This is a genomic window from Salmonella sp. SSDFZ69, assembly GCF_004010755.1.
GTDB classification, from domain to species: Bacteria; Pseudomonadota; Gammaproteobacteria; order Enterobacterales; family Enterobacteriaceae; genus Salmonella; species Salmonella enterica.
On record NZ_CP034831.1, the window covers coordinates 3609600 to 3622543 of the forward strand.

The window sequence follows — 12944 nt, forward strand, 5'->3', positions numbered from 1 at the left end:
GTATTCCTGTATTAGTCAAACTCCAGTTCCACCTGCTCCGAACCAATGAGGCCACGCAGATCGTTAAGTAAACGATCGCTCGGAGAGACACGCCACGTTGCGCCAAAACGCAGCCGCGCACGCGCATCCGCCCTCTGATAGTAGAGATGTACTGGAATGGTCCCCGAGCGGTGGGGTTCCAGAGACTGACGGAGTCGGTTTAAAAGCTGGTCATCAATTTGCCTGTCCGTCAGCGAGATAGCAAGCCCGCGAGCGTATTTTTCGCGAGCTTCGTCAATATCCATCACTTCGCGGGCGGTCATTTTAAGCCCCCCGCTGAAGTCATCAAAGCTGACCTGTCCGCTGACGATAAGTATGCGGTCTTTTTCCAGCAACTGCTGGTATTTATCCAGCGCGTCGGTAAATAACATCACTTCCAGACGCCCGGAACGGTCATCCAGCGTACAGATGCCGATACGATTGCCGCGCTTGGTGACCATAACCCTTGCGGCAATCACGAGCCCCGCAGCCGTGGTGACTTTACCACGTTCTGTCGGATGCATGTCTTTGAGCCTTACCCCGCCGACATAGCGCTCAATTTCTTTTAAATACTGATTGATGGGGTGGCCCGTCAGGTACAGCCCCAACGTTTCACGTTCCCCATCTAACACCACCTGCTCCGGCCACGGCTGGCAGCTGGCATAGGATTGCTCGATTTGCTCCGGCTCTTCCGCCAGTACGCCGAACATATCCGCCTGACCGATAGCTTCCGCTTTGGCGTGCTGGTCGGCGGCTTTCAGCGCATCGCCCAATGAGTTCATCAGCGCGGCGCGGTGCGGCCCCAGGCGGTCGAACGCCCCGGACATGATCAGCTTTTCCAGCACCCGGCGGTTGAGCTTTTTGGTGTCGGTCCGCGCGCACAGATCAAACAGCTCGCGGAAATAGCCGCCCTGATTACGCGCGTCGATGATCGCTTCGATCGGCCCTTCGCCGACGCCTTTGATCGCGCCGATACCGTAGACGATCTCGCCCTCATCGTTAACGTGGAAATGGTACAATCCGGAGTTAATATCCGGCGGCAGAATTTTCAGTCCCATCCGCCAGCACTCGTCCACCAGGCCGACGACCTTCTCGGTGTTGTCCATATCGGCAGTCATCACCGCCGCCATAAATTCAGCCGGATAGTGCGCCTTTAGCCATAGCGTCTGGTAAGAAACCAGCGCATAAGCGGCGGAGTGCGATTTGTTAAACCCGTAACCGGCGAATTTCTCCACCAGGTCAAAGATTTTCATCGCCAGTTCGCCGTCGATACCGTTCTTTTTCGCGCCCTCTTCAAAAACGGAACGCTGTTTGGCCATCTCCTCCGGCTTTTTCTTACCCATCGCACGACGCAGCATATCCGCGCCGCCGAGAGTATACCCGGAAAGTACCTGGGCAATCTGCATCACCTGTTCCTGATACAGAATGATGCCGTAGGTCGGCTCCAGTACCGGCTTCAGGCTTTCATGCTGCCACTGAACGTCCGGGTAAGAGAGTTCTTCACGACCGTGCTTACGGTCGATAAAGTTATCTACCATCCCTGACTGCAACGGGCCGGGACGGAACAGGGCCACCAGTGCGATCATATCTTCAAAGCAGTCTGGCTGCAGACGTTTGATCAGATCTTTCATGCCGCGCGATTCAAGCTGGAAGACCGCCGTGGTTTCCGAGCGCTGCAGCATGTCGAAGCTTTTTTTATCGTCCAGCGGAATGGCGGCGATATCCAGCGGTGGCTCGCCATTCTTCGCCCGCCGCTTGTTGATCATCTCCAGCGCCCAGTTGATGATAGTCAGCGTACGCAAACCGAGGAAGTCGAACTTCACCAGCCCGGCATATTCCACGTCGCTTTTATCAAACTGGGTAACCGGATGCTTGCCCTCTTCATCGCAGTACAGCGGCGCAAAGTCGGTAATTTTGGTCGGCGCGATGACCACGCCGCCAGCGTGCTTACCGGCGTTACGCGTGACGCCTTCGAGCTTACGCGCCATATCGATCAGCGCTCTGACCTCTTCGTCCGCCTCGTAAATTTCCGGCAGTTGCGGTTCCGCTTCAAAGGCTTTTGCCAGCGTCATGCCCGGATCGGGCGGCACCAGCTTCGAGATACGATCCACAAAACCGTACGGATGCCCCAGCACGCGGCCCACATCGCGGATAACGGCTTTCGCCGCCATCGTACCAAAGGTGATAATCTGCGATACCGCATCACGCCCGTACATGTCTGCGACGTGCTCAATCACCTGGTCGCGTTTCTCCATACAGAAGTCAACGTCGAAGTCAGGCATCGAGACACGTTCCGGGTTCAGGAAACGTTCGAACAGCAGGTCAAACTCCAGCGGATCAAGGTCGGTAATTTTCAGCGCGTAGGCCACCAGCGAACCAGCCCCGGAACCACGTCCCGGCCCTACCGGCACGCCGTTATCTTTTGACCACTGGATAAACTCCATCACGATGAGGAAGTAGCCAGGGAACCCCATCTGGTTGATAACCTGTAGTTCAATATCCAGACGCTCGTCATATTCCGGGCGACGCTTTTTGCGCTCTTCTTCGTCCGGAAACAGGAAAGCCAGACGCTCTTCCAGCCCCTCTTTCGCTTTTTTGACCAGATAATCTTCGGTGGTCATATCGCCGGTCGGGAACTGCGGCAGGAAATATTCACCCAGACGCACCGTTACGTTGCAGCGTTTGGCAATCTCCACCGTATTTTCCAGCGCCTCCGGAATATCGGAGAACAGCTCGCACATTTCTTCTTCACTGCGCATATACTGCTGCGGCGAGTAATTGCGTGGACGCTTAGGATCGTCAAGCGTGAAACCGTCGTGGATCGCGACACGAATTTCATGGGCGTCAAAATCATCGCTTTCAAGAAAACGGACATCGTTTGTCGCGACAACCGGCAAACCACGTGCCTCAGCCAGCTCAACCGCAGCATGGAGATAGGTCTCTTCATCCTGTCTGCCGGTACGGATCAATTCCAGGAAGTAGCGATCGGGAAAATGCGCTTCATAGAAAGCAACGCACTCCTCCACCAGCGCCTGGTTGCCGCGTAGCAGACAGCGGCCTACGTCGCCCATGCGCCCGCCGGAAAGCAGGATCAAACCTTCTTTAAGCTCTACCAGCCAGTCGCGCTCGATAATCGGGCCTGCCGCGCCGTAGCCGCGCTGATACGCTTTCGAGATCAGCAACGTCAGGTTCTGGTATCCCGTATTATTCGCCGCCAGTACCGTCAGATGAGTCAGCTCATCTCCCAGCAGTTCGTTGTGAACGTTAAAGTCCGCCCCGACGATGGGTTTAATGCCCGCGCCATGACCCGCTCCGTAGAACTTCACCAGACCGCAGAGGTTGGTAAAATCGGTGATCGCCAGCGCAGGCATACCTAATGAGGCCGCCTTTTTCACCAGCGGCCCGGTCTTCGCCAGCCCATCGATCATAGAGTAGTCGCTGTGCACCCGCAGGTGAACGAAACGTGGTTCAGACATCTTCAGATTTCTCGATACAAGAATCAGGACACAAGTCCCAGAGCGCGTTTAACAGGCGCAAAACTGCGTCGGTGGTGCGCCGTCGCGCCATACTGGGCCAACTTTTCCAGATGAAAAGCGGTTGGATAGCCTTTGTGCTGCGCAAAGCCATACTGAGGAAAAACGATATCCAGCGCCGCCATTTCTGCGTCGCGGGTGACTTTCGCCAGAATAGACGCCGCGCTAATCTCCGCCACGCGGCTGTCGCCTTTCACCACGGCCATTGACGGCACAGGCAGCGCCGGACAGCGATTGCCGTCGATCAGCACATATTCTGGCGCAATATGCAGACCAGCGACAGCGCGCTGCATGGCGAGCATGGTGGCGTGCAAAATATTCAGCTCATCAATTTCATGCGCTTCCGCGCGTCCCAGACTCCAGCTTAACGCCTTTTCTTTAATCTCGTCATACAATGACAGACGACGCTTTTCAGACAATTTTTTGGAATCATTCAGACCGACGATCGGACGAGCCGGATCGAGGATCACGGCGGCGGTCACTACGGCGCCCACCAGCGGGCCACGGCCCACTTCATCCACACCCGCCACTAAATGTGTGTGTGGATAAACAAATTCGATCATTGTGCTAACTCCAGGACGGCATCTGCCGCCTGCTCATCGGCATTACAGCGGATCTGCTGATGCAATTCACGGAAGGTGTCGTGCATCGCATGGCTGGTTTTACCGTTCGCCAGTAGCGGCAACAGCGCTTCGGCGAGTTTTTGCGGTTCGCACTCTTCCTGCAACAGCTCTTTGACTAATTCTCTTCCCGCCAGCAGGTTAGGCAAAGACACATACTCCGTTTTCACCAGACGTTTCGCCAGCCAGAAAGTGAAGGGCTTCATACGATACCCCACTACCATCGGGCATTTTGCCAGCATACACTCCAGCGCCGCCGTACCCGAGGCCAGCAGAGCCGCGTCGCTGGCGATCATCGCCTCGCGCGCCATGCCGTCCAGCAAATGAACGGCGAGATCCGGCGCAACCTCCGCTTTAATTTTTTCAAACTGCTCGCGGCGTTTCGCGTTTACCAGCGGCACGACCACTTCCAGATCGGGATAGCGCTGTCGCAGCAATTGTGCGGTTTTCAGGAAGTCGGCGCTGAGCATTTCTACTTCCGCGCCACGGCTGCCTGGCAGTAGCGCCAGACAATGGGCGTCATGCGGGATACCCAGCACGTCGCGCGCCGCATTTTTATCCGGGTCCAGCGGCATGGCATCCGCCATGGTGTGACCGATAAAGCGGCACGGGACGTTAAATTTATCGTAAAACGCTTTTTCGAAAGGCAGAAAAGCCAGCACCATATGGGTGGATCTGCCTATTTTGAAAACGCGTTTCTGTCGCCAGGCCCAAACGGACGGGCTGACATAATGAATGGTCTTAATCCCTTGCTTTTTCAGATTACCTTCGAGGGTAATGTTGAAATCAGGGGCATCAATCCCGACAAAGACATCGGGCTTGAGCTCGGTAAAACGGCGGGTCAGATCGGCGCGGATATGCAACAAACGGCGTAAACGTCCGAGCACTTCAACAATGCCCATGACCGCCAGCTCTTCCATTTCGTACCAGGCTTCACACCCTTCGGCCTGCATACGCGGCCCCGCAACGCCCACAAAACGGGCGTTGGGTACGCGCGCTTTCAGCGCACGAATTAAGCCTGCGCCAAGAATATCGCCGGACGTTTCACCGGCGACCAGGGCAATCGTTAAAGGACGCTGTGCCGCCATTAACGAATCGGACCACGCGTTGAACGCTCAAAGAACTCGGTAAACGCCTTCACTTCCGGATGCTTTTCAGCAAGTTCAGCGATTTCCAGCTTCGCTTCGTCGAGCGTTTTACCACTGCGGTACAACAGTTTGTAGGCATTACGAATCGCCACCAGCCCTTCACGGCTAAAGCCGCGACGCTTCAGCCCTTCGATATTTACCCCGAACGGCGTCGCATGGTTACCCTGCGCAATCACATACGGAGGGACATCCTGCGCCACGCCGGAGCAGCCGCCGACCATCACATGCGCACCGATAATGCAGAATTGATGAACTGCCGTCATACCGCCGATAATCGCAAAATCATCGACTGATACGTGCCCCGCCAGCGTGGCGTTGTTGGCGAGGATACAGCGATTACCTACCGTACAATCATGTGCGACATGCGCATTGATCATCAGCAGGTTATCGCTACCCACCTTCGTCAACCCACCGCCCTGCACTGTACCACGATGAATGGTGACGCTTTCGCGGATGCGGTTACGATCGCCAATTTCCACACGGGTCGGCTCACCCGCATATTTCAGATCCTGGTTCACTTCACCGATGGAGGCAAACTGATAAATCTCGTTGTCGCGGCCGATTTTGGTTTGACCATTCACGACCACATGAGACTTCAGTACGGTTCCCTCACCAATTTCGACCTGCGGCCCAACAATACAAAAGGGACCAATGTGGGCATTAGCGCCAATTACAGCGCCGTCTTCCACAATGGCGGTAGGATGAATAAAGGCGGATTTATCAATCACGAATCAGGCCTCCCGGCTACGAGCACACATCATGGTTGCTTCGCACACAACTTTACCGTCGACCAGCGCAACCCCTTTAAAGCGGGTCAGGCCACGGCGCGTTTTCTCGAAAGTGACTTCCATGATCATCTGATCGCCTGGCACCACCGGACGCTTAAAGCGCGCTTCATCAATACCCGCGAAATAATACAGTTCGCCAGGTTCCAGTTTACCAACGCTTTTAAACGCCAGAATACCGGTTGCCTGCGCCATCGCTTCCAGAATCAGCACGCCTGGCAAAATCGGTTTGCCCGGGAAATGCCCCTGGAAAAACGGCTCGTTGACGGAGACATTTTTCACCGCACGCAGAAAACGACCTTCTTCAAAGTCCAGCACGCGATCGACCAGTAAAAACGGAAAACGGTGCGGCAGAAGCTCTAAAATCTCTTCAATCTGCAGAGTATGAGTGTTAGTAGTCAAAATACTCTTCCTGTCCAAATATACAAAAAGGCAATAATAACACGGCCTGCCGCAATCGTATGAATGTGACAGGCCGGAAAAGAATGGCAACTACAAGGCGAAACGTTAGTCTTGTTGATTAACCTTGCGCTCAATCGCTTTGAGACGCTTGCTCATATCATCAATGTTCATCACCAGTGCAGCAGTTTTACGCCATACTTTGTTGGGTTGCAGCGGAATGCCTGAGGAGTAGACGCCCGGTTCCGTGATGGGACGCATCACCATACCCATGCCAGTTACCGTGACTTTGTCGCATATTTCCATATGCCCATTGATCACGCTGGCGCCGCCAATCATGCAGTAACGGCCAATCTTCAGGCTACCCGCCATAATGACGCCACCGGCAACTGCCGTATTGTCGCCAATCACGACGTTATGTGCAATCTGGCACTGATTATCAATAATCACGCCATTGCCAATAACAGTATCATCCAACGCGCCACGGTCAATGGTGGTACAAGCGCCGATCTCGACACGATCGCCAATAATGACCCGGCCCAGTTGTGGGATCTTCACCCAGTTGCCACGATCGTTAGCGTAGCCAAAACCGTCCGCGCCGATCACCGTACTGGACTGGATCAGGCAATTCTCACCGATCTGAATGTCGTGGTAAATCGTTACGTTCGCCCACAAGCGTGAACCCGCCCCGATTTTGCTATTTTTTCCGACGAAACAGCCTGCGCCGATAACCACGTTATCGCCCAGTTGTACGCCAGATTCAATCACCGCATTCGCGCCGACTGAAACATTGCTACCCAGCGTTGCCGTCGCATCAATCACGGCGCTTGGCGCGATATTCTGCGCGGGCTGCGGCGTAGTATCTAAAATTTGCGCCATGCGCGCGTAGGTCAGGTAGGGATTTTTAACTACCAGCGCCGCGCTCTTAGCAAAAGGAAGATCGTCCTGCGTCATGACAACCGCAGAAGCCTGGCATAAACCTAAGTGTTCACGGTACTTAGGATTTACCATAAACGTAATGTGGCCTGTTGTTGCAGATTGCATGGACGCAACGCCGGTGATGACGATATCGCCATCACCGTGTAATTCTGCATCCAACTGTTCTGCTAAGTCAGCCAGTCGAATTGAAGGCATTACTTATTTAACCTGTTTCAGTACGTCAGCGGTGATGTCTTTCACATCGCTGCTGTTGTAAGCAACGGTGTTTGCGTCTACCACCAGATCGATACTCTGGTCGTTAGCCACTTTTTTCACCGCAGTCTGGATACGAGTCACCAGTTTGTTGCGTTCTTCGTTGGAACGACGAGCGCGATCTTTCTCAAAAGCCTGCGCTTTTTGCGCGAAAGTCTGGCGCTGAGACATCACGTCTTTTTCCAGCTTAGTACGATCGCTACCTGCTTTCATGGATTGCAGACGCTGCATTTTAGATTGCAGATCGGTTTCCATTTTTTGCAGTTCAGCCGCACGGCCTTTAAATTCGTTTTCCAGTGTATTGGATACACCCGTCTTCTGCGCAACCTGTTGGAACAGATTACCCATGTTGACGATTGCAATTTTGTCAGCAGCCTGTGCGGACGTTACCATCGCCAAACCAAGACCTGCAGCTAATAACCACTTTTTCACAATAAACTCCTTACCATCCCATTTGCACCCGAAGGTACAGCTCTTTGCGTGGCCTGGCGATCCCTGGGGGCATCGCCAAAAGTCATCGCTACACTACCAATGCATTCCTTTGCAGTGAACAATTACCAGGTTTTACCAATGTTAAACTGGAACTGCTCGGCTTTGTCTCCATCGTACTTTTTAAACGGCTGGGCGTAGGAGAAGACCAACGGCCCCAATGGGGACATCCATTGTAATGCGATACCCGCGGACATACGGATGTTGCTCGGATCGCTGTAGTCCGGATAACCAGAATACTGGCTGGAATCCCAGTTAGTATCCCAGACGGTCCCCATATCCCAGAAGAAAGAAGTACGGACCGAATTAGCATATTTCTCGCTGATAAACGGCGTCGGCGTGATAAATTCCAGGCTGGCGACCGCCATCGCGTTACCCCCTACCGCATCATCCGACTTACACATATCTTTTGCGCCGTCCTGCGTCGCGCAATCGTAGTCTTCATCAGCATCGTAATTTTTAGGGTTATAGGGATAATAGACCGCCTTAGGACCAATGGTATTGGACTGGAAGCCACGAACGGTACTGGAACCACCGGCATAGAAGTTCTCATAGAACGGCATTTCTTTACCGCCTAAACCATCGCCATAACCAAAGCGGGTACGGCCCAGAATGACCCACTTATGATCGTTATCGATCGGTACATAGGTCGCGGTATCCAACGTCGCTTTATAGTATTCGTTATCCGATCCCGGAATCGTCACCTTACCCGTCAGGTTGATACGCGTACCTTCCGTCGGGAAGTAACCACGGTCTAGTTTGTTGTAGGTCCAGCCGTAGTTAAAGGTGAAGTCATCAGTGCTAAAACTATTATCCTGATCATTAGTACTCGGATACTGACCCATTGATGCCAGATAACGCCACATTGCAACCTGCGGTTCCATATTGGACAGGGAGTTATGCACATACCCTAAACCAGCACGCAACGTGTTGTACTCGTTGATGGGGAAGCCAAGCGTCACATCCGTACCGTAACTCTTGTTGGTATAGTCGGATAGATCCGCATCGTCCGCCTGGAAGTCGTTATAGAAGATACGACCACCGAGGCTCACGCCGTCAACGGTAAAGTATGGGTTAGTAACGGACAGTTCGCTGTAGGTCTGGTAGTCGTTTTTGGTACCGTTAATCCCCACGGAATAACCGGTACCTAACCAGTTGTCCTGCTGAACGCCGGCCTGGAAGCTAACGCCGCTTTCTGTACCGTAACCGATACCGAAGTTAAAGCTACCGGTGTTGCGCTCTTTCACCTTGTACACCACATCAACCTGATCCGGGCTACCCGGAACGCGCTGCGTGTCGGTGTCGACGGTTTCAAAGAAGCCGAGACGGTTCAGACGCTCTTTCCCCTGGTCAACCAGGTCGCTGCCCAGCCACGCCCCTTCCATCTGGCGCATTTCACGGCGCAGAACGGAATCTTTTGAGGTGTCGTTGCCTTCAAAGCGGATCTTACGCACGTAGAAACGGTTGCCCGCATCGACGTTCACGCGCAGTTTTACGGTTTTGTCAGCATCGTTAATTTCAGGCTGTGACTGCACGCGCGGATAGGCGTAACCATAGCGACCCAGAAGCTTTTTGATGTCATCTTCCATTTTGGTCACTTTGGTGCCGTTATAGAGCTCGCCCGGTTCAATTTTCGTCAGTTTCTCAATTTCAGCGGAATGTCCGGCCAGGTTACCGCTCACCTGAACCCCGGAAAGCTTGTACTGATCGCCTTCGGTGATATTGACGGTGATGTAGATCCCTTTCTTATCCGGCGTCAGACTCACTTGCGTGGAGTCAATATTGAAACGCGCGTAGCCGCGATCCAGATAGTAGCTGCGCAAGGTTTCAAGGTCGCCCGCCAGCTTCTGTTTCTGGTATTTACGATCGCCGACGACATTCCACCACGGCACTTCGTCACGCAACTGGAAATGAGAAATGAGTTCTTCAGTGCTAAAGGCATGGTTACCGACGATGTTGATCTGTTGGATCTTCGCCGATACGCCCTCCTGGAACACCAGTTTAAGATCAACACGGTTGCGCGGTAGCGGCGTGACGACCGCCTTAACGCTGGCGCTGTATTTACCTACGCTATAGTAAAAGTCTTCCAGACCTTTTTCGATATCAGACAACGTGGTGCGATCCAGAGACTCGCCAACACGTACGCCAGACGCTTCGAGGTTTTGCTTGAGCATGTCATCTTTCACCGACTTGTTCCCGGAGAAAGTGATGCTGGCAATGGTCGGACGTTCTTTTACCTGAACCAGAAGGGTATTACCATCGCGCAGGACGCGGACGTCCTCAAAGTTGCCGGTGGCGAACAGAGCGCGAATGGTGTTACTGATATCTTCATCATTAACCGTGTCGCCTGTGCGCACCGGCATACTGAGGAGAGCCGCACCAACGGCGACTCGCTGCAGGCCTTCGAAATGAATGTCCTTCACTACGAACCCTTCAGCACCGTATACGGTGGCGCTGCTGAACAGCAGCGACGCTATGAGCAACTTTTTCATCGCCATCGTTATTATGCGTTCTTCCTAACTAACTCTCTTACAACCGAGAGAAATCATTGAAAAGTGCAAGCCCCATTAACAACACCAGCAAAATCGAGCCAATGCGATAACTAAAGTCTTGAACCCGCTCGGATACCGGCCCGCCCTTAAGCTTTTCAATCGCCAGGAACAGCAGATGACCCCCGTCAAGAACGGGCAGCGGAAACAGGTTAATTATCCCTAAGTTCACGCTGATTAGCGCAAGGAACATCAGGTAATAAATCACCCCGAACTCCGCTGACATCCCAGCCCCCTGAGCGATAGAAATCGGCCCACTGAGGTTGTTCAGTTTCACATCACCGGTTATCAATTTACCCAGCATACTGACCGTCAGCTTCATCAACTGCCACGTCTTATCCGTGGCTTCGAGGATGGCGCTAAAAGGCCCATACTGGCGTATAGTCTTGTACTCTTCCGGCAGAGGAATAATTTTAGGCACCACGCCTGCAAACCCTTCCGCCTTTCCGTTAACCGATTTCGTATCCGGCGTTAACGTCAACGACAAGGCGCTCCCCTGCCTTTCAATCTCTAACGCTAACGGCTTACCGGGATTATCGCGTACAAACGTCACGAATTTCATCCACTGCGTTAACGGCTGACCATCGACTTTAACGATCCTGTCGCCCGCTTGCAAACCCGCTTTACTGGCTGCGGAATTCGCCTGCACTTCTGACAGTACCGGTTCAATCTGTGGCCCGCGGGGCCGAATCCCTAAAGAAGATACAGGATCTTGCTTATCAGGCTCAAATGCCCAGTGACGTAAATCAAGCGTTTTATCCTGCCGCTGGTCGCTACCAAACGGCGCGACGCTCACCGTCGTCTGCTGATCGCCAATTTTGGACACCAGTTGTAAACGCACGGCATCCCAATCAGGGGTTTCGATACCATCAACGGCTTTAAGTTCCGTACCAGGCGCAATTTGCGCCTGCGCAGCAATCGAGTTGGGCGTTATTTCGCCAATGACCGGACGAACGCCAGGGACGCCGATGATAAAGACCAGCCAGTAAGCAAAGATAGCAAAAATGAAGTTCGCAACCGGACCTGCGGCAATAATTGCGGCGCGCTGGCCCACCGTTTTGTTATTGAAGGCGTGACGACGCAATTCCGGCGCTACCGGTTCGGCGCGCTCATCCAGCATTTTGACGTAGCCGCCCAGCGGGATCAGGGCGATGACATACTCGGTGCCGTACCGATCGGTACGACGCCAGAGCGCTTTGCCAAAACCGATGGAAAAGCGCTCAACTCGCACACCGCAGCGCCGGGCAACCCAGAAATGACCAAATTCATGCACAGTGATCAGCACGCCCAGTGCGATGATGAATGCAGCCAGATTCCAGAGAATACTCAGCATAAAACCTTCCGTTAGAGCGTCCTGAACACCAGTAACAACAGGCAAGCAAAGACCGGTACGGCAGCCGTCAGGCTGTCAATTCGGTCCAGAATGCCGCCATGGCCTGGAATCAAGTGGCCGCTATCCTTAATTCCTGCTTCGCGCTTAAACATACTCTCGGTGAGGTCGCCCAGTACAGAAGCCAGAGCCGCCACCACAGAGCAAATCAGCAAGATAACAGGCGCAACATTCAGATTCGCCCACATACCGTAACCCCATGAGATCACGGCAGCCGTAGCAAGCCCGCCGATAAACCCTTGCCAGGTTTTACCCGGGGAAACCTTCGGCGCCAGCTTATGTTTGCCAAACAATTTACCAAACATATACGCGCCAGAGTCCGCTCCCCAGACCAGGATCATGACATAGAGTAGCCATATTGCGCCACTGTAATGATTCTCGTCATAGTGCCAGGCGCGCAGCGCCAGCATGCCCCAGAAAAATGGCACAATAGTTAACAAACCGAAAATGAGACGCAATGTTTTTGAGTTGCGCCAGATTGCCGCCGAACCGGGATAAAATAGCACCAGCAGTAGCGCGACAATCCACCATCCTAACGATGCCCAAAGCGACATCTCAACCAGCGGTTGACGAATGTTGTGATGATACTCAGGCAACAAAAATAGCATCAGCGCCAATAACAGACCACACAGCACCGCCAGCCAAACCCGCTGTGAACGCGCGGCGAAACCGCTTAACTGTCCCCATTCCCACGCGGCCAGCATACAGACAACCAGCGTAATAATGGCGAACCCCACCGGCGGCAATAAAAAAAGCGCAGCGATGACCGCGGGTATTAACACAAAAGCAGAAATCAGGCGATACTTCAGCAAAAGCAACCCC

General features: G+C 53.5%; 10 protein-coding genes. All 10 read right to left on the minus strand.

Annotation, left to right across the window (positions count from 1 at the left end):
- Positions 1-11: 11 nt before the first annotated feature.
- The 10 genes from dnaE to cdsA all read right to left on the minus strand — a co-directional run bounded on the left by dnaE (position 12) and on the right by cdsA (position 12934).
- Entirely contained in the window at positions 12-3494 is a 3483-nt protein-coding gene (gene dnaE, locus EOS98_RS18050; RefSeq protein WP_058805794.1) for a DNA polymerase III subunit alpha, read from the minus strand.
- A 23-nt stretch (positions 3495-3517) separates the two neighbouring features.
- Positions 3518-4114: a ribonuclease HII gene (gene rnhB / locus EOS98_RS18055; protein WP_000569411.1), complete on the minus strand. Its 597-nt coding sequence runs from the start codon at positions 4112-4114 to the stop codon at positions 3518-3520.
- Positions 4111-5259, minus strand: coding sequence for a lipid-A-disaccharide synthase (lpxB, locus tag EOS98_RS18060; protein WP_000741216.1), 1149 nt, complete (start codon positions 5257-5259; stop codon positions 4111-4113). Before lpxB ends, rnhB begins: the two co-directional genes overlap by 4 nt.
- Positions 5259-6047 carry an acyl-ACP--UDP-N-acetylglucosamine O-acyltransferase gene (gene lpxA, locus EOS98_RS18065; RefSeq protein ID WP_000565950.1) on the minus strand — a complete coding sequence of 263 codons (789 nt, stop codon included), beginning with the start codon at positions 6045-6047 and terminating at the stop codon, positions 5259-5261. The genes lpxB and lpxA overlap by 1 nt, the downstream gene beginning before the upstream one ends.
- A 3-nt stretch (positions 6048-6050) precedes the next feature.
- On the minus strand, positions 6051-6506 hold the full coding sequence (gene fabZ, locus EOS98_RS18070; protein ID WP_000210741.1) for a 3-hydroxyacyl-ACP dehydratase FabZ: 456 nt from the start codon (positions 6504-6506) through the stop codon (positions 6051-6053).
- Positions 6507-6611: 105 nt separating this feature from the next.
- Positions 6612-7637 carry a UDP-3-O-(3-hydroxymyristoyl)glucosamine N-acyltransferase gene (gene lpxD / locus EOS98_RS18075; protein WP_001139265.1) on the minus strand — a complete coding sequence of 342 codons (1026 nt, stop codon included), beginning with the start codon at positions 7635-7637 and terminating at the stop codon, positions 6612-6614.
- A gap of 3 nt (positions 7638-7640) precedes the next feature.
- Entirely contained in the window at positions 7641-8126 is a 486-nt protein-coding gene (gene skp / locus EOS98_RS18080; protein ID WP_000758966.1) for a molecular chaperone Skp, read from the minus strand.
- Between the two features lie 122 nt (positions 8127-8248).
- Complete coding sequence (bamA, locus tag EOS98_RS18085) at positions 8249-10681, minus strand: outer membrane protein assembly factor BamA (protein WP_001240931.1); 2433 nt, start codon at positions 10679-10681, stop codon at positions 8249-8251.
- Between the two features lie 31 nt (positions 10682-10712).
- Positions 10713-12065: a sigma E protease regulator RseP gene (gene rseP / locus EOS98_RS18090; protein ID WP_000949017.1), complete on the minus strand. Its 1353-nt coding sequence runs from the start codon at positions 12063-12065 to the stop codon at positions 10713-10715.
- A gap of 11 nt (positions 12066-12076) precedes the next feature.
- Positions 12077-12934 (minus strand): phosphatidate cytidylyltransferase, encoded by an 858-nt coding sequence (gene cdsA / locus EOS98_RS18095; protein WP_000922419.1) that lies wholly within the window; start codon positions 12932-12934, stop codon positions 12077-12079.
- Positions 12935-12944: the final 10 nt, after the last annotated feature.

Coding starts and splice junctions, on each gene's coding strand:
- dnaE (WP_058805794.1), bottom strand. CDS start 3,494: ATGTCTGAACCACGTTTCGTTCACCTGCGGGTGCACAGCGACTACTCT.
- rnhB (WP_000569411.1), bottom strand. CDS start 4,114: ATGATCGAATTTGTTTATCCACACACACATTTAGTGGCGGGTGTGGAT.
- lpxB (WP_000741216.1), bottom strand. CDS start 5,259: ATGGCGGCACAGCGTCCTTTAACGATTGCCCTGGTCGCCGGTGAAACG.
- lpxD (WP_001139265.1), bottom strand. CDS start 7,637: ATGCCTTCAATTCGACTGGCTGACTTAGCAGAACAGTTGGATGCAGAA.
- bamA (WP_001240931.1), bottom strand. CDS start 10,681: ATGGCGATGAAAAAGTTGCTCATAGCGTCGCTGCTGTTCAGCAGCGCC.
- rseP (WP_000949017.1), bottom strand. CDS start 12,065: ATGCTGAGTATTCTCTGGAATCTGGCTGCATTCATCATCGCACTGGGC.